Source organism: Pseudomonas graminis (assembly GCF_004364335.1).
Classification (GTDB): Bacteria; Pseudomonadota; Gammaproteobacteria; order Pseudomonadales; family Pseudomonadaceae; genus Aquipseudomonas; species Aquipseudomonas graminis_D.
The window spans coordinates 249,125-265,264 of the sequence record NZ_SOCR01000007.1; the positions used below are offsets into that span (position 1 = coordinate 249,125).

Consider the following 16,140-nt stretch of genomic DNA (forward strand, 5'->3'; position numbering starts at 1 on the left):
CAGGACTTTACTCGCCTTGTCACTCCAAAGGCTTGGTAGCAACGACACCAGTACGGGTATCAGCGCGGTCACTGCTGCCAGGTATACGCCAGCCTTTGTATCTGGTCCAAGAGAGCCTTTGCGGTTCTGCGGTTGTGTTTTGCCCGAAGCGAATCGGCTTTGAGTGCCTGCTTCAGCGTTTCGTGGAAAGGACTGAGCTTATTGAACGCGGCATGCCGCCGGTACACCGGCTGTTTAGCTTCGGGTGCTCTGATCCACTTCGGATGGTGTTCCTGGACAGCCCGGATTGATTCCGCCGGTGGTTCTCAGGGCCTACTGATGCGGATGCCAGTTTCTCCGCTTCCGGCATTCTGGTGCAGCATTCTCAAAAAGACAGACACCAAAACCAACCCCACCCACCTAATCGCCACCCGCGCCTCGTTTCCGCTGACGGTGCTCATTACAGGGGCGTTTGAAGACATAGTGCTTCTAGCGCTTCTTGCGCCAGCTATCGCTCCAAGCGCAACATGTAACAAATAAGAAAGCACGCGGAAGTCAAAGTGTCTAAAGCAAAACTTACACCCCCTCAGAAGTTGGCCAAGCACTGGTTCGGCAGGAGTAACCTCTCTGCAGCGCAGAAGAAGTCAATAAAGCTTAGCAAGTTCCAGGCGATTGGTTGGTTTTTCAATGCGGTCGACCTAACGGCCAAAGGATCAATCTTGAATCTGATAAATGGGATGTTTTGTTTTGATCGCGAAATCGATCAGCTCTCCCTTGGATATTTTGCACCCGTGCACCTCTTATGCTCTGCGAATTGGGATGAAAGGCTGTTTGTGGCCTGGTGTCTAATTGACTCGACTGAACGAGAACTTGCAAAGACGCTGGTCGCTGAAGATCTGCATAATTTTTGGCCCGACAAGCGCTTCTGTGAGCTCGACTGGGAAGCCCAAGTCCAACCAAGATTTCCCAGCTTGTCCACGCTTCAGCCTGGTCATATTGAATTCAAATTTGGCAGCTTTTTCGGGCAACCCGCTAGGGATCCCCTTCAGTTCGCACAATAGGATTAAGTTGCAGCTGGCACAGGTGCCCAAGAGTACACCCAGCGGTTACCCAGTAAGCTTGCGTCCCATCCTGAAAAACACTTCATCAAGCCAGCGGTTATAGGCCGCTTGTGAGGCTGGGATGAGCAGCTGCCGTTCAACAATGTGTTCCTCTTGTCGATGCGGCATCGAGAGACTGCTCGATACGACGGTCGGCGGCTCTTGGAAAAGCTTGTAGGAGATGTCAGTCAGGGAAAGCTGGAACCACCCTCCTCGGCCATGCGTGATCAATCCGAATGCAGCCTCGGCCAGTTTTCGCACTCGGCTAGGAGAAATGTAATGGCCGGCAAAAGGGTCATGGTTGGATGTGGGGGCTGTGAGGGCAGCCGTGAACCAGGCCATTCCGGAATCATGGTGACGCCATGCCACAGTGCCCGCATCTATGCCGGTTAAATCGCCCTGATCGAAATCCTTGTACCCGTCCTTCACTGAGCTCAAGCCCGCCTGGCAGAGCTTGAGGAAGAACGTTTCGTGTTCGGAGTGCACCTGGCGCAGAGTACCGGAAAGTTCTGGCTGAGGCAGGAAGGCTATCTCGATGCGGGTATCGCGACTCCAATTATTCCAGTGCCTCTGGCCATGACCTTGGTGCTGCTGAAGGCGCTCAACAAACTCGTGCTCTGAAATCGCGGCACGCGTCACGTTGAGCTGATGCAGCGCCTGAACGATAGCGTCTGACAGCTCGTGTTCGTTGCAAAAGGTCGCCCGGAACAGCCCATCGACATAGTCCGATACCTCCCATCTGAACGCTTCCTGCGGCCCCTCGACCGGAACGTCCTGAAGGAAGGCAAGCACCCTCTTCCCACCTGCCCTCGCACGACGAAATTCCTGCTGGGTCACCGACTCCCCGCTTGGAGTTTTGAAGCCAAAATCGGCCCCCAGAATCACAATGACCACGTCAGCCTGGTCGACCTCGGTCATGCATGCGACTTCTGACGAGTCGGGTCGAGCACCGAAATCCTCGCACATGATGGTCTGATGCTGGAGCAGCCCTACGGCTTTTCGGGCAGAGGCTCGATATGCCTCGAAGCCACGTACAACGGAGCTGATAAAAACCTTCACAAATAACCCCCCACACAGCTTCATCCGAGCTTAGGTGTTTGCAATAGGCCGCTTTAGGGCCAGCGCACCAAGTCTAGCTCTTTGATTCGAATAGCCATAGCTGAATCCGAAACCCCGAATTGCTGGGCCAATGACACCAGGTTCCGATTGTTGAATTGGATGCACCGCGCCAGCGCTAGCTCGCGCTCATCTGAGTCCTTTGAGGCATAGAGCAGGCGATCCGGGTGATTAGGGTCGAGGTGAAAGGCGATCACGTCGCTGAAGCGCAATTGTCCTTTGCAGCAGAACATGAATTCGAACCGTTCTGTCAATAGCTTTTGAGGCATCAGGAAGCACGCTGCGAAGCGGTCGGCTTGCCTCTCAGCGAGAGGCCGAGGCGCTTGCAATGGGCCGCCGTCGAACGCGCGGTCGCGATGCATGACGGTGTCTTCGTGCAGTACGAGATGGCCTATTTCATGGGCGCCAGTGAAGAGCTGGACTTTGTCACCAAACTCGGTCGCAACGGCAATCTTGTTAGCCTGACGATCAATCAAGCCTGCGATTCGGGTACCGGTGTTATGCCGGTTGAACTTGGTATCCCCCAGCGTGGGATAGACATGGTAATCATAGCCATAGACCAAAGCAGCGATTTGAGGGCTGCGCATCATCATTGGCTGGGTATCTTGATCTGGCCAGAGGTAGCGGCGATCTCGGTAGATTTGCATGAGCAGATCAGTCGCTGCTTTCTCGATATAGGATTCGTTCATGGCCACACACCAGATTTAGGCTCTCAGACATAAATTAACCCAATATGTAGTGATGTCAGCATGCCAAAACCCCTAGATGTGGGGTTTTCCGATGAACGGTAGCTCAAGTGCTTCTCATGCGGGAAGTGCCGGGCAGCTGAGAACCTTTGCATGGAAGAGGGTCTACCTGAATCCTGTAAATTTCCTGTCTTTCGACCAAGGAACATAGCGAACGGGATCAACCGCGCTGCTAAATCGAACACCCTGGATCTGGTGAATCACGATGCAATCTCTGGCTAGACGCAGGCTTGGCTCGGGATGCGGTACGAGTGGCACATATTGGGAGCGTTCATCTCTGCTTTTCGGCCCGGCTTCCCAGAATTCAGGGTAGTACACCCACCGATCCTCATCCGACTCCCACAGGCTCACGTACTCCGCCTCCTGTGTGTCCTCCAACCTTTCAACCCCGCTTGCCTTGTGAAAAAGAATCACGTTCTGGCCCGGTGAGGCATCCTTCGGCACCTGTGCAGACGGGAACAAGATCCCGTCGAGGTTGAGACTTTGGTGTGTAGCCAGAAAGTCGGCAATCGCCTGCGTGATTAGATAACCGCTTTCCGCTGAGTCAGGCATGACCGGCATGGTCAGTTGGCTTTGTAAGGCTTTGAGGAAGGCGCAGCGTTCGGCAAGGCTCCTGCGAACGGGATTGAAGTAGCTTAGGTCACGATGCGGACGCATCGCGTTCAGGTCGTTCAGGTTGAGAAGTCGCAGAGGCCTGATAACGTCGAACCGTGCGGTCACCACCGTGCTACCTACGGGAGGGCGAACCTCCGCAATTGCGGTATGGTCGTCTGTTGCACCGTAAAAAACCGAGATGCCTTTGGCATTCATTCGCCCCGGGGAGCCCTTACCCCTGGGTAGGGGCCCCAGATGCTTTTCAGGGTGCTTCAGCGCTGCTGCCATTGTGTCTTCGTCTTGGAACACCCGCCCCCGCTGGAATGATGAGATCGGTTGGCCAACGCCGGCGATGACAATGGCTGATCGATCGTCCTTTGAACGCAAATCTTCAATGCCATCGAAAACCATGGACAGGATCGACCCCACTAAAGGGTTCGCCAGCCGAGATTCAAATTGCAGGCTGTGCTCCATTTTCCGCCAGCCGACCGTCAGCTCTGACGACGCCTCAGTCTCTTCAATAAAATAGGGATCGTCGTCATCGTCCAGGCCGCTCCAGGCTTCAATCAACCGATCATGAACATCAGACAGCAGGCTCTGACCAGCACCCAGCATACGCTCCAGGACGAAATACAGACTTTCACCGACGGGAGGATAACCGTGGTGTATTACTGAGCTCGGTTGCGGGATTGGACGAAAGCAAGCGTGGATTGCCGTCTCACACATATCCACGAGTTCGTCCATGTCCATGACTGGAAGCTCTCGGTCACAGTAGTCGCATTCACTGACATCATTATCCGCGGCCTGATCGCGCAAATAGGCTTCGGTGAGACAATGGGTACACACGAGCTGGCTCATTACGGGCTCCTTGTCTGTTCAAAAGACGCTTGTCTATACGCCGGCGCAAGGCCAAGTCACCATGGGCTACCCTTTCGGAGTGGATCGCGCCTCTGTGAGCGAGTAGCCCTATTTCTTCCTGCTGAACCTTGGCTTGGAGAGGCGCTAGATCAGACAGGGCGTTCCAAAGCTGGTTACGGCACCTCGAACCCCAACTGCGCCAGCACAGGTCGATCCTCGGCTTTGAGCTTTTTCACTGCCCAAATCAACATGTGCTGTGGCCTGGAACTCGCTACATAGGCAAACCGCGCTGCTTCTGATCCGCGATCCCGCAGCCAGTCTTGCCAATGAGACTGATGCACTCCGGGCTGTTGGGAAGAAACCACCACAGTGACATCATGAGTTTCGCCCTTCACTTGGTGAATCGTTTCGTAGCGCAATGTGTCTGGTAGCCCTTCCAACATCTCTTGGCTTACTACTCGCACGGTTACGGGCTTGCCACCCTGCCCTTTGCGAGCCACAAGATTCAAGCCTCTCAGGCCGTCCAGCACATCCCGCAGCTCCATAGGTACAAAGGGCTGATCCGGGAGTTGTCGGATCGCCAGCTTCGCGGTGCGCACCCAGGCCGACCAGGTCTGATCGGAGTTTCCAGCACCATTGGCGACCATGAACTTCAGACTCTCATGGATGAACTTCCGCCAGGCAAGCCTGGACTCCATGACAATCGGGCAATACGGGCCGACCTTGGTGACCTCCAGCTCAAGTTTGTTCGCCAGCCACTTTGCAAACGTCCTCAGGCTATCCTTGATGTCCTTGAGGTTGCCTGTACTGGCGCCGATGCACGCGACTGCCAGCAGCTCGATGCCTTCAAAGGTCTCACCATTACGTAAGCGCTGCAGGGTGGTATGACCGCGCGCCACCAGTACCACGTTGGTGTACGCCTGTGTCATGGCGCGGATCGTAGGCAACAGCTCAGAGGGGCAGGCCTTGTATTCGAGAATCCGCGGTTGTTCGGACGCAATATCTGGGTTGCCGCTGATCCGTTCGCCGCCGAGGATTTTGGTGCATAGATCGACTATGTCCTGTCCGCTCCGCCAATTCGTCTTAAGCTCATAGGGTTCGAACTTGAGCTTGCCCATTAGCTCGGTGACCTTATCGGGGTTCGACCTGCGAAAGCCATAGATTGACTGGTTCAGATCGCCGATGAAGTGGAATTTGATGCCGAACTCTGTGAGATGTTCGACGATTCGCAGCTGCTCGGCCGAGAGATCCTGGCATTCGTCCACGATGACCAAAGGAAATCGGCGCGCGATCCGTGAATAGTAGGCGTCGAATTTCTTATCCTTGAATGCCTTCAGGGCGAGCATGTCGATGTCGCCAAAGGTGGCGAACCCTCCCTTCCACAGCCGTTTTTTGGTGGCGATGAGATCTTTGAAGGTTTCCTGATCAATGGCAGCATTCAACTGGTTATCGAGGCTGCGTTCGCCGGTTGAAAATACGAATCTGGCGGCTCCAAGGTCATAGTCGTATTTGCACGCGGAGATCCAGCGGTCGCAAATACTCTTTCGCGTCCGATAGATGTCCGCTGTCTTGTCTAGAATACGAATGCGAAAGTCACCCTCCTTGCCCGTATATCCAGTGATCTCACTGGCGATGCTCGCCACCAGCCGGTTCAGAACGAAGCTGTCGAACGTAGCGATCATATGGGGCATACCGATTGGCTCCCCCAAGTACTTATGAATCCTGTTTCTGAGTTCGTCCGTCGCGCTGTTGGAGAAGGTCAGCACTGCAATGCCTGAGGGTGAGCGAGACCATCCCTGAACGATTCTGGCCACCATAGCGGCAACCACCTCTGTCTTTCCGCTGCCCGGGCAGGCCTTGAGGTAAACATGCTGGTCAAGCGGTGAGGCGAGGTAGTCCAACTGCTCTTGGGTGAACTTCATCATGGGCCGGCCCTGCGTAGGACTTCTGCGGCGGCTCGAACCATCATGCTGGTCTTTCTTCCAGGCCGCAGGCCCAAAGAATCGCCAGCCGGATGTACTCTGGCACCACGAAGTCAGTTTCCAAGACCTCTAGCGCGTCCGCAAACGACTGGGCATAGAGCCCTTTGCCGATCTCATCCGAATCGAGCCGATCAAGTAAGGCTCCCGCGTAATCGGCTCTTTCGGCAGATGTCATGGCGGCGAAATCCAGTTTCGCGTTCTTTTCCAGCCCCTTCACTACCGAACCGTCCGGCACTGGCCAGAGTCCAGCCGCAACCATCATCATCGTCCTGAGATTGTCGCCCTCCATCGCGATGTCGTATTCGAATGTCTTGTACATGCCTGCGAACAGTCGACCGAACTGAGATCGGTTAATGGGGCCTTGCAGCGATAATGCTGGGTTGTTACCAACAGGATGCTCATCAGCGTGGGGTAAAAAAGGTATTGCTTTGGTTCCGCCTTTCCCATCGTCAATAGACTTCAAAGACTTCGGTGGATCGTTGTCGGTTAGACCGGCGCACCTGACTGGCATATCAGCCCCCGGCTGCTCGCCATTGACGTCACAGAACAGCTGCATGAAGTGTTTGAAGTAAATACCTCCGAGGTTTATCACCGACACGCCATAATCATCCAGGCAGTCTCTCCCTTTGCCGTAGGGCCGCAGGACAATCCGAGCCAGCTCCGGCACCACGATGGCTTCTGCGATGCCCTCGACCAAGATTGCGCCCTTGGAGAACAACAGATTTGACTTCGTGACATCCAGCCAGCGATCAACAAAGCGCCGGCTCTGGTCGGTAAGCCCCGTGTTCCTGAGAGGTACTGCTACGGGCTTGTCGTCATTGGAGATATGAATGATGTGATCGACCGACACAGCAGCAGAAATCACCGTTGAATGCGTGGTGATGATCACCTGTATCCCGCGTGCTTCGGCAACTGTCTTGAGGTGGCGAAGCAGCCGTAACTGGAGTTGGGGATGAAGGTGAGCCTCCGGCTCCTCAATCAGTAACAACCGCAGATAGGTTTCTTCACCTCGATCTTCCTCTGCTTCAAGGATGAGCTCTGCCAGGATCGATGCGATGTACAGAAGGTTGTTGTACCCCAGGCTATTTTCCTCCAACGACCGAAACTGGGTAGCGTCAGCCTGGGAGAGATTAGGGAAATACAAGAGCCGCAGGCCTTCCACGATTCGGGAGAAGCTGACCTCTGAAAACTGGATCATTGTGCCCTGGGAAAGGTGCATCCCCAGAGCGGCCTTTAGATTTTCACCGATTCTCTGATTGGCCAATTTGATAGCAAACTTGTCGCTTTCGGAGAGCTCACGGTTGAAGTCGCCCACGTATTGCTCCAGCGGGTGCAGCTCGCCGGCTTTTCTCGCGGTTTCAAGATCTTTGCGGCATAGGGCTTTCAACAGGCGAGCTAGGCGAGACTGGCGCCCCTCACGAAGTTTGGTCTCGGCGTCACGTAGCGGCGGTAGGTAAACGCAATGAATGTAGTCGAGCGTTTCCGTGTCTAAGGCCTTGGTGTATTCATGGCCACCGTATGTGTGGTGTCTGAACCGGCCGCGCGCCTCCTGATTAAGCGCGGTGAACGTCAGTTTTGCTTCGTCGTGATTTCCACACCAATCTTCAAAGGCAATGACATCGTCTTTGTCCAAATCGGAAAACGTAGCTTGAATCCAGATCGATTCCGCGGGGACGGCTCCAACCCCAAAGCCTTTATAGAAATCGCGCTCACTGATGATCCGCTTACCCGACTCGGAGTCATTGAAAAGCTGGCGTATTGCGCTGATCACGCCGGTTTTGCCCGCTCCGTTTTCCCCAACGAGAACGTTGAGACCGTCGTGGAATTCGATGGTAAACGGCTCGCCAAAACACTTGAAACCATCAACGTCTAAAGCACGCAGATACATGAGCATCCCTTCTCGTTAGTTGTCTTCCTAGGGGCCTATGCCTCTGGTTGCCCCTCCGGTGCTTAGCACAATGGCTGCAGCTTAAAGTGCGCCCGGATAGTGGCGATACGATACACCTTGTCTGGGTCAAGTCATATCGGCGAGCAGTTGCCAAAAATCTCGTGCCTAAAGCACCCTCGCCTTCGGCACGCCATCTTACGGCGTGGTGCCAGACCCGTTTCGGGAGTCCAGGCATCTAAGCGCTGAGAGTTCTTGACTGGTAATGGTAATGAAGCGCGCATCGCCGCGTGAATGTCGATTAACATCAGCAAAAAATAGTAACTCGACTGTCCACAGTACACCGAGGCGCCCTGGTTTCAGTGGACATGGGTGAACGATCATTACAGAGTAAAATCATGAATAGAGCGGATGCCCCAATTGCTACGTATGAGAATTTTCTGCAGTTATCTGACCGTCTCACTACCGAGCTTGACAGATTCACAGACTTGATGCGCGCCAACAAATCCGTGCTTGATCAGGTCGGCCAATACACAGAGCACGTTGACAGCACGAGCATTCAAATCAAGGCCCAGGTTCAAGAGGTGCTAAAGGCGTGGACTCAGGCCGATCAAACAGCTGCGCAAGCGGCCCAACTCGCCTATAAATCGGCATTCGAGGGTGTGAGATCTTCGCTCCATACCGTTACACAGGAGCTAGCCCGATCCGTACGGGCCAACGATGAAGCAGCAGTCCGGATAAAAAAATCGCAGAAATTCATCTACTGGTCGGCTTTCGGATGCATGGCAGCCAGCTTCTTTGCAGTCTTCGCCGCATCATACTTTGCGAGTAGCCGACCTTCCGCCATCGATGACCAGATCAGGCTCAATGCAGCCGGCTATGAGCGTATCTTCAACAATGCCAATACTGACGATCGACGCAGGCTTAATGAGCTTTTGCAGGCTCCGAGAGTAAAAGCTGACAAAACCCGCTAGTCCATGGTCGGGCCAGAAAAGGAGTGCTTCTGACTAGAAATCTCCATCTCATGCTCATGCTCATGGGACGGCTCTCTAGCCTTTGGTTGAAGCAGTAGTTGCAGACTGTCTAGGCCGTTGAAGCGCTTATAAGCGTGTCTGGCCGGTTCATCGCCGCTAGCGGGAACATAAATACAAACCATCCCTGAGATAGAGGACGCGCCAACCTTCGCGCCGTCAACCAACTGTCCTAGCTCATCCAGATAGCGCTTAAAGCGGCTGTAGGTGCCGCCTATCAGCCGGCTATTGATGAAACCATCCAGGAAGGTGTTCGTGCTTATGTCGGGGGACTGATCCACTTGCAAGGTTGTTTTCATGAATGGAGCAACATGAAATGCATATTGGTTGAGCAGATCTATCTCTTCGTTAATCGGGAAAGGAAGCCCGGCCGGATGGTGTCTGCGGATCGTTCCCCAGCACACATAATGGAAATCTAAGCAACGCCGTAAAAAATCACCACGGAGGGCTAGTTGAGTGAAGAGAACTTTTCGCAGTGGTTTCCCCGCTTCCTTTCGGATGGCCAAAAAGCTCGCTTTGAACTCAATGAGTGCAAAGCGGGCATTGGCCGCCAAGAGATGGTCAGCAAAAAACTCATCCTGAGCCCCGAAACTGGAGTTTACCCATGCCGACGACGCTTCACTTGGATCAAGTGAGGGAAATCTCGACTCAAATGCCTTGGAGAAACGGAGAATGACATTTTGCTCGATGTCCCGCAGGGCTGGGTCAGCGCTAGTCAACTGGCTATCCTCAATCTAGTCTGACAAAAAGGGTGAGCAAGAGTACAGCATGCCCACTTCGTCTGGCATCTTGAAGCTTTCGGATTCGCAATGTCTGATATCGGCACCATATGGTTGCAGGCGTCTCCAGCCACATTCAGACAGGAGCTACCGAAATCGGACTGCGGCATCAATCACAGATCGCTCAGTAAGGGCTCTACCAGTTTATCGTTGAGGATGAGGTTGCGAGTTGACTCGCTTCACAGGGTTGCTCGAAACGCTCGAATAAATTGGTGGACAATCACGAAATGGCTTGAAAATAATGGCTGGAAAATCACTATTTATTTTGTTTCTTCGGTGGAAAAGCCGTAGACGATTCCACTCGTTTTTCGTCAACCTTCGGTAGGGCTAGGAACTACTGGGGTTTCGGGCTTTCCAGTCATTTCGCGATTGGCGCACCACTAATCAATCGTGTCCATTAGACAACCACATCGGTTGCCGCCGTCCTTCTGCGACGCCGATACGGTACCCCTAGCTTTATGATGGGCGATTTGCCGGGAGGGATTGATCGTCGCTTTCGGAGCAGATGGGCGGACTGGACTGGGGCTGTGGAGAAATTACCTGCGCGGGATTTGAGTTCCCGCGCCATTCAATGGCTTAACACTCCCAGATTTGCCTACAGCCTCAGCTCACAAGTTAGTGGGTAAGACGACGTATCTCGTCTGCTGCATGCGAGCTGGAAGCAATATCGAGGACAGAATCAAAATACGAGTCCCCGTCCATCGCGGTCTGCCTATGGTTGTAACTATCGATCGCAATCTCGTGGGCGTTGGTCAAATGAGTCATAAGACGAGTCAAGGGTAAAGCGGTGATGTCGCTAAGAATACGCTCGCGAAAATTGCTTGAGGCGAACCGCGCAGCCTCAAGGTGTTGGTCTACTATGGTCGCGCGCCATTGGCGAAGCCGTTCCAAGTGAGTGAGGCCGGCATCCAATGTTTCTTTGAGCTCAAAATTGAGCATCTACTGCCGCATCAGTGGATGGCCGGCTGCCTGGTCTGAGTAAGGCATGTTCCCTCTACGCGTAAATAGCGCCGGGAATTTCAGCGGGTACTTACAGATCCCGTTTGAGCGCCTCCTGCTTGCTAAAAGCTCGCAGGCAGAAGCTGACGATCAACACCACAAGGCAATAAACGACACCCTTGGGCGCGTCCACAACGCCGTCCTCGAAAACAAATGTAGCGGCAATGAGTGCAAAAACCACTGTCCCACCCAACCAAGCTGAGCGGAAGAATTTTTTCTGCTGTTCATTCATGATCAGTTTTGAGTCCTTTAAATGAATACGGCACGAGCCATGCAAACCAGCCAAGCGGTTACGTGAAGATGAACTGAATGAGGTGCTCATTGCTTCCGGCAGACTCGAATTGCAAGCAAACAAACGGTGGGCGCTCGATATTCCTGCCCACGCATTCCGCCCCCTCGAAGCTGCTAACGGGCAGTCCCAGGGGGGCAGGCAGATCTAAACTTTAACGGGAACGCCCCTATCGGAACATCCCTTTCTCCTCACTCAGCGGCGGAAGAGACGGTCCAGAATCAGCAACGCAATACCACCAATCGCAACTGCAGCGACTGGTTTCTCTTTAACAAACGCAGAGATGCTGTCCATGGCATCGCCATAGGCTTGGGTCAATTGGCCAGAAGCCTGGCGACCGGTACCTTCCGCCTCCAGCTTCGAATCACCAAACAGCTTCCCTACCGCGCTCTGTGCTTTGCCGGCAACCTGCTCTACAACGCCTTCTACCTGTTCGCTCTTCATGATTCACCAAACCTTCGTGTGTGAGTGACCCAGAACAATCCTGGGATTGGCGCAACGTGCGCAGAATTAGGGGACGGGCGCAGGGATTAGTTCAGCGAGGATGAACCTCTGGACGTCTCCGCATGGCACCCACCACCCCTATCCTGCGCGTCACTGCAGGTGATCACGTCAATGCCAATGGCCGCCGAACGTATCGCGAGTCAGGCTTTGCACCATGACCGAGGCGCCGCCATCGAGAGGATGCTACCGACTGCTGATTTTGCAACCATTTAGAACCACAGTGCGACGGAACAGTCTGTCCCTGTACACCTTTCCATCTTATAGGGAACTTCATGATCATCGTTCACCATCTCAATAACTCCCGTTCGCAGCGCATCCTCTGGCTACTCGAAGAGCTCGCCCTGCCCTACGAGATCAAACATTACCAAAGAGACGCCAAGACCAACCTGGCGCCCCCTGAGCTGAAAGCCATAAACCCGCTGGGCAAATCACCGGTGATTCAGGATGGTCCTCATGTGCTGATCGAGTCCGGGGCTATCGTCGATTATCTGATCCGCCGCCACGGCGATGGCCGCTTGCAACCTGACCCGGCCACCGCGACCTACGACGAATATGTGCAATGGCTGCATTTCGCAGAAGGATCGGCCATGTTGCCGCTGATGCTCAGCCTTTATGTCGGCCGTCTTGGTGAAGCTGGCAAGCCGCTGCAGCCGCGGATCGAATCTGAACTGGCCAACTATCTAGGTTACCTGGAGACCGCTTTGAAACTTACTCCGTACTTGCTGGGTGAAGAAATCAGCGGCGCGGATATCCAGATGAGCTTCATTGGCGAGTTTGCAAAGTCCCAAGGCATGCTGCACCACTACCCTAGCCTCGCCGCGTGGATCGACCGGTTCCAGGCGCGGCCGGCCTATCTCAGGGCGATAGAAAAAGGCGGTGATTACAAGTTCGCGGGGTGAATACCAAACTCGCAGGCTGGGTAGATCCTGTCCTGGAAAGCGGCGCCAAGTGTTCCACAGCTCACGCCAGGGCGCAGTTGCAGCCATAAAAAAGCCGTCTCACGACGGCTGTTTCATCTTCTACGGGTCATTTAACCAACCAATTCTCAACCTCATCGCCGAACTGACCTTTCCAGGCTTTCAGGAGCTTGTGATTGCCGCCCTTGGTTTCTACGACCTCACCTGTCAGCGGGTTTTTATACACCTTCATCTCTCGGGCCTTACGTGTCTTTTTCTCGGCAATCACTGGAGCAGACTGCCGACCGCTGGTTCCCTGAGGATCAAGAATGCCGACTATCTCTTTCAAGCTGAAGCCGTACTCACCGAGCAGGCCACGCAGTTTGGTTTCAAATTCGATTTCTTTCTTCAAGCCGCTGTCATTTTTCAGGGTTTCAAGTTCGGCGAGCTGGGCGGCGAGTTGTTGCTCAAGTTTGCGGAATTCTGCGAGGCGGGACATTTAAATCTCCAAGGTCGTTTTGATAGGACCGATGTTAGCCGAAGGCCGGTAATCAGTCATTCGCCTAGTTTGCCTAAACACTCCGCCGAACGGCTGGCGCGGTTCAATAACCCGATGCCGAGAACTCCAAGAGCTACGTTAGCGATTATAGGAAGGCGTATTCATCGGCATTGGCTGCGGATTGGCGATGACCCAGCACACGGCCAGTTCACAGAGGCGATCGCTGTACTCGGCAGGGTCGGTACCGTTTTTTAGTGCAGCAGCGAGCGTGCGGGCTTCGGACAGCTCCAGGTCACTTAAGGGCACGGCACTGCCTAAATGCTCCACAAGCGCTTTTAGCATTTTTTTGAAATCCGCGTCCCAGTTGGCCGAGCCATTGCCGTTGATCTCCATCGAGATACGGCCACTGACGCGGATCACTTCACCTTGCACCGTTGTTGCTGCACCAGAGGATGGCACCAGCAGTTGCCACAATTGCTGATGCTGGGGATGCCAGTCAGCTGGTGTCACGACTATCGTAGCCTGACCGTCAGGGATGTTGCGCGCGGCAACTGGAGTTACATTGAAAAGGCGATAGAGAGTGGTAAGGGCTGCATCGGTTGCCCGCAGGTAATCAGGATTGAAGCCGGCTCGGTGAAATTCGAATCCACGGCCGATACGCTCCACCTCCGACCGCATAGCGGCCTCGACTTGCGAACCTGCCTCCAACAAGATCTGAGCGATTTTCGCAGTGGCAGTAATGTCGGTGTTGGACGTGGTCAGCAGTGCGAGGTGCAACAGGCTGTATCCCTGGCGGCTTCTAGCCTCTTTATTGGCGCCTCGGCGGATCAGGGCAGCGATTGCGTCGGCCTTGTGACTCTTGATCGCCGCTTGCAGCGGTGTCTCGCTCTGATAATCCTGAGCCTCGATATCGGCCCCTAGATCCAGCAGCAGATCGACACCTCCTTTCCAGCTCGAACTACGATGGTGCAAGGCTGTTCGCTGATACTGGTCACGGGCATCAACGTCTGCGCCCTGCTCCACCAGCCAGCGAACCAGATCATCGGGACAATTATAAAAACCAAGCGCGGTGCTTTTGCTGTAGCCACCGGTGGCTTCGAGGTCGCACACATCGAACACTGCGATCAACTCGGCAAACGGAGCGTGCTCCAGCAGTTGGTCGAAATCCTTCGGGAGTTTCTTTCTTTTACGCGTACTCATTAAGGCAGTCATCATCCTGATAAAGAGGTTTTTCATCATAGACTCACTAGGTTTTCGCTAAACCGCTGAGCGATGGCCTGAATTCCAACAATTAAGGTTGTGGGAGCCGTGGGTATCGACGCAGCGCGCGCACCTGAATCAGGCTCCGCAAACCTGCTCATCTCAAGGATTTATCACATGTTCCAGACGGTATTGCTGTGTGATCACATGGACTATAGCGATACATTCGCATCGTGGCTGCATGAACAGTTCGCGTATGAGTTCGCTACTCAGGCGCTCCATGATTGGCAGCAAGAATTCAGAGATGGCCAGAATGACGGGAACTGGCGAACCATGATCGCTCTGGACAATGGTCAGCTCCTCGGAGGGGCCGCCCTGGCCAAACACGACTCGCCCGATTACTCAGAACTCGGGCCGTGGCTTGCGTGTGTCCTTGTTGCACCGTCGGCAAGGAAGCGCGGCTTGGCCGAACAACTCATTACAGAGGTCTGTTCTATCGCAAAAGAAATCGGACATCAGAAACTGTATTTGCACACACAGGACCGACGTGACTATTACGCAAAGCGAGGATGGGAGTATCTAGAGTCGTTTCGGGCTTGGGGCAAAGAGCATTCGCTAATGCAGCACAGGCTTTAGGCCTACCCTGCACCGCACAGATGACACCGCTCAGCTCGCAAGCTGTTGCTGCCCAACCCGCCCCATCCTTCCAGGGTTATGGTTTATGGATGGCGAGCATGCTCATCCTTTGACAAACCCAACCCCACCCCTGTCATCTCCTCAATCAGCAGCACCATCGACGCCGTGTACTCCACATTTGATCGAGTCACAATCTCATAAGGCTCACTGGTGGACTGAATAGTCAGCGCCAGTTTGACCAACATGCCGTGATCCAGCGCCATCTGAGCGACGTCGTTCGGCATCACCGCCACCAGATTCGGATCCTTGAGCAACAGCGACAACGTGGTGAAGGTCGAAGACGTTTCGATCGCGTACAGCGGAAAGCTCAGCCCCACCTGGCGAAACTCGCGCTCCAGCGTCAAGCGCATGGGCATGTTGACCGGGAACACTACCCAGCGGCTGTCCATCAAGTCGTCCAGCTGCAGCTTCGGCGCCTGTGCCAGGCGATGCGCCGGGTTGGCCACTACCACCAGCGGTTCCTGTGCGCGGAAGCGTGTTTGATAAGCCCCCGGACGCGGGCTCACACTGGTTCGGCAGATCGCGACATCCAGCCTCCCCTGATCCAGCAAACTCAATAACCGCGAACTGGTGTCTTCGACGATGGAAATCGACAACTCCGGCTGTTTGTCGCGCAGTCGCGCCAGGCTGTCCACCAGCGTCGGCACGGCGCCCATGATGGTGCCGATGGCCAGGCGCCCGCCTTGCCCTTTGAGAATGCCGACCATTTCTTCGCGAAGGTGCTCAAGGTCGGTATGAATCAAGCGGGCATAACGAATCACGCAGCGGCCAAGATCGTTGGCCTCCAGACCCTTGCTCGTGCGCTCGAAGAGGCTTGAGCCGAAGACAGTCTCGATTTCCTGCAATGCCTTGGTCGCGCCCGGCTGCGACAACGCCATGACCTCGGATGCCTTGCGCACCGAGCCATGCTCGTCGAGGGCAATCAACAGCCGCAGCTGCTTGAGGCGCAGGCGAGACACCATGGATGAGAAGGACGGCAGCATGGGT

Annotated in this window: 16 protein-coding genes and 1 pseudogene; 4 read left to right on the forward strand and 13 right to left on the reverse strand. The window is 54.5% G+C overall.

Features of this window, described 5'->3' with window-relative positions:
• Positions 1 to 83: 83 nt before the first annotated feature.
• Positions 84 to 349 (reverse strand): annotated as a pseudogene (locus EC919_RS15140) (IS21 family transposase); the annotation flags it as partial.
• Positions 350 to 539: 190 nt separating this feature from the next.
• Between EC919_RS15140 and EC919_RS15145 the strand changes: the two are divergent.
• Positions 540 to 1,040 carry a hypothetical protein gene (locus EC919_RS15145; RefSeq protein ID WP_133775236.1) on the forward strand — a complete coding sequence of 167 codons (501 nt, stop codon included), beginning with the start codon at positions 540 to 542 and terminating at the stop codon, positions 1,038 to 1,040.
• Between the two features lie 45 nt (positions 1,041 to 1,085).
• On the opposite strand, the gene EC919_RS15150 is transcribed toward EC919_RS15145, so the two are convergent.
• The 5 genes from EC919_RS15150 to EC919_RS15170 all read right to left on the reverse strand — a co-directional run bounded on the left by EC919_RS15150 (position 1,086) and on the right by EC919_RS15170 (position 8,263).
• Positions 1,086 to 2,162: a DUF4062 domain-containing protein gene (locus EC919_RS15150; RefSeq protein ID WP_133775238.1), complete on the reverse strand. Its 1,077-nt coding sequence runs from the start codon at positions 2,160 to 2,162 to the stop codon at positions 1,086 to 1,088.
• A gap of 29 nt (positions 2,163 to 2,191) precedes the next feature.
• Positions 2,192 to 2,884, reverse strand: a complete 693-nt coding sequence (locus EC919_RS15155; RefSeq protein WP_133775240.1) for an ImmA/IrrE family metallo-endopeptidase — start codon at positions 2,882 to 2,884, stop codon at positions 2,192 to 2,194.
• A gap of 162 nt (positions 2,885 to 3,046) precedes the next feature.
• A complete protein-coding gene (locus EC919_RS15160; protein ID WP_133775242.1) occupies positions 3,047 to 4,393 on the reverse strand; it encodes an RES family NAD+ phosphorylase in 1,347 nt (448 codons plus the stop codon).
• Between the two features lie 173 nt (positions 4,394 to 4,566).
• A complete protein-coding gene (locus tag EC919_RS15165; protein WP_133775416.1) occupies positions 4,567 to 6,315 on the reverse strand; it encodes a UvrD-helicase domain-containing protein in 1,749 nt (582 codons plus the stop codon).
• 43 nt (positions 6,316 to 6,358) lie between these two features.
• Entirely contained in the window at positions 6,359 to 8,263 is a 1,905-nt protein-coding gene (locus tag EC919_RS15170; RefSeq protein WP_133775417.1) for an ATP-dependent nuclease, read from the reverse strand.
• 395 nt (positions 8,264 to 8,658) lie between these two features.
• On the opposite strand from EC919_RS15170, the gene EC919_RS15175 reads away from it, so the two are divergent.
• The gene (locus EC919_RS15175) at positions 8,659 to 9,234 is read left to right on the forward strand and encodes a hypothetical protein (protein WP_133775245.1); all 576 of its coding nucleotides are present in this window, start codon (positions 8,659 to 8,661) and stop codon (positions 9,232 to 9,234) included.
• On the opposite strand, the gene EC919_RS15180 is transcribed toward EC919_RS15175, so the two are convergent.
• The 4 genes from EC919_RS15180 to EC919_RS15195 all read right to left on the reverse strand — a co-directional run bounded on the left by EC919_RS15180 (position 9,231) and on the right by EC919_RS15195 (position 11,802).
• Positions 9,231 to 10,010, reverse strand: a complete 780-nt coding sequence (locus EC919_RS15180) for a hypothetical protein (RefSeq protein WP_133775248.1) — start codon at positions 10,008 to 10,010, stop codon at positions 9,231 to 9,233. The two genes, EC919_RS15175 and EC919_RS15180, sit on opposite strands and share 4 nt — an antisense overlap.
• Before the next feature lie 675 nt (positions 10,011 to 10,685).
• On the reverse strand, positions 10,686 to 11,009 hold the full coding sequence (locus EC919_RS15185) for a hypothetical protein (protein WP_243842265.1): 324 nt from the start codon (positions 11,007 to 11,009) through the stop codon (positions 10,686 to 10,688).
• Positions 11,010 to 11,100: 91 nt separating this feature from the next.
• Entirely contained in the window at positions 11,101 to 11,391 is a 291-nt protein-coding gene (locus EC919_RS15190) for a hypothetical protein (protein WP_133775250.1), read from the reverse strand.
• A 162-nt stretch (positions 11,392 to 11,553) separates the two neighbouring features.
• On the reverse strand, positions 11,554 to 11,802 hold the full coding sequence (locus EC919_RS15195; RefSeq protein ID WP_133775252.1) for a CsbD family protein: 249 nt from the start codon (positions 11,800 to 11,802) through the stop codon (positions 11,554 to 11,556).
• A 332-nt stretch (positions 11,803 to 12,134) separates the two neighbouring features.
• On the opposite strand from EC919_RS15195, the gene EC919_RS15200 reads away from it, so the two are divergent.
• Positions 12,135 to 12,761 carry a glutathione S-transferase family protein gene (locus EC919_RS15200; protein WP_133775254.1) on the forward strand — a complete coding sequence of 209 codons (627 nt, stop codon included), beginning with the start codon at positions 12,135 to 12,137 and terminating at the stop codon, positions 12,759 to 12,761.
• A gap of 127 nt (positions 12,762 to 12,888) precedes the next feature.
• Here EC919_RS15200 and EC919_RS15205 read toward each other — a convergent pair whose 3' ends face one another.
• A complete protein-coding gene (locus EC919_RS15205) occupies positions 12,889 to 13,257 on the reverse strand; it encodes a histone-like nucleoid-structuring protein, MvaT/MvaU family (protein WP_133775256.1) in 369 nt (122 codons plus the stop codon).
• Positions 13,258 to 13,395: 138 nt separating this feature from the next.
• Positions 13,396 to 14,493, reverse strand: coding sequence for an ankyrin repeat domain-containing protein (locus EC919_RS15210; RefSeq protein WP_243842266.1), 1,098 nt, complete (start codon positions 14,491 to 14,493; stop codon positions 13,396 to 13,398).
• 141 nt (positions 14,494 to 14,634) lie between these two features.
• Between EC919_RS15210 and EC919_RS15215 the strand changes: the two genes are divergently transcribed.
• Positions 14,635 to 15,093, forward strand: a complete 459-nt coding sequence (locus EC919_RS15215; RefSeq protein ID WP_133775258.1) for a GNAT family N-acetyltransferase — start codon at positions 14,635 to 14,637, stop codon at positions 15,091 to 15,093.
• A gap of 83 nt (positions 15,094 to 15,176) precedes the next feature.
• Here EC919_RS15215 and EC919_RS15220 read toward each other — a convergent pair whose 3' ends face one another.
• Positions 15,177 to 16,136 (reverse strand): LysR family transcriptional regulator, encoded by a 960-nt coding sequence (locus EC919_RS15220; protein ID WP_133775259.1) that lies wholly within the window; start codon positions 16,134 to 16,136, stop codon positions 15,177 to 15,179.
• Between the last annotated feature and the right edge of the window lie 4 nt (positions 16,137 to 16,140).

What these genes read in the sequence shown, in the direction of transcription:
- EC919_RS15220 (WP_133775259.1), bottom strand. Translation starts at nt 16,136, where the DNA reads ATGCTGCCGTCCTTCTCATCCATGGTGTCTCGCCTGCGCCTCAAGCAG.
- EC919_RS15175 (WP_133775245.1), top strand. Translation starts at nt 8,659, where the DNA reads ATGAATAGAGCGGATGCCCCAATTGCTACGTATGAGAATTTTCTGCAG.
- EC919_RS15155 (WP_133775240.1), bottom strand. Translation starts at nt 2,884, where the DNA reads ATGAACGAATCCTATATCGAGAAAGCAGCGACTGATCTGCTCATGCAA.
- EC919_RS15215 (WP_133775258.1), top strand. Translation starts at nt 14,635, where the DNA reads ATGTTCCAGACGGTATTGCTGTGTGATCACATGGACTATAGCGATACA.
- EC919_RS15190 (WP_133775250.1), bottom strand. Translation starts at nt 11,391, where the DNA reads ATGAGCACCTCATTCAGTTCATCTTCACGTAACCGCTTGGCTGGTTTG.
- EC919_RS15210 (WP_243842266.1), bottom strand. Translation starts at nt 14,493, where the DNA reads ATGAAAAACCTCTTTATCAGGATGATGACTGCCTTAATGAGTACGCGT.
- EC919_RS15160 (WP_133775242.1), bottom strand. Translation starts at nt 4,393, where the DNA reads ATGAGCCAGCTCGTGTGTACCCATTGTCTCACCGAAGCCTATTTGCGC.
- EC919_RS15170 (WP_133775417.1), bottom strand. Translation starts at nt 8,263, where the DNA reads ATGTATCTGCGTGCTTTAGACGTTGATGGTTTCAAGTGTTTTGGCGAG.
- EC919_RS15205 (WP_133775256.1), bottom strand. Translation starts at nt 13,257, where the DNA reads ATGTCCCGCCTCGCAGAATTCCGCAAACTTGAGCAACAACTCGCCGCC.
- EC919_RS15195 (WP_133775252.1), bottom strand. Translation starts at nt 11,802, where the DNA reads ATGAAGAGCGAACAGGTAGAAGGCGTTGTAGAGCAGGTTGCCGGCAAA.
- EC919_RS15200 (WP_133775254.1), top strand. Translation starts at nt 12,135, where the DNA reads ATGATCATCGTTCACCATCTCAATAACTCCCGTTCGCAGCGCATCCTC.
- EC919_RS15165 (WP_133775416.1), bottom strand. Translation starts at nt 6,315, where the DNA reads ATGAAGTTCACCCAAGAGCAGTTGGACTACCTCGCCTCACCGCTTGAC.
- EC919_RS15150 (WP_133775238.1), bottom strand. Translation starts at nt 2,162, where the DNA reads ATGAAGCTGTGTGGGGGGTTATTTGTGAAGGTTTTTATCAGCTCCGTT.
- EC919_RS15185 (WP_243842265.1), bottom strand. Translation starts at nt 11,009, where the DNA reads ATGCTCAATTTTGAGCTCAAAGAAACATTGGATGCCGGCCTCACTCAC.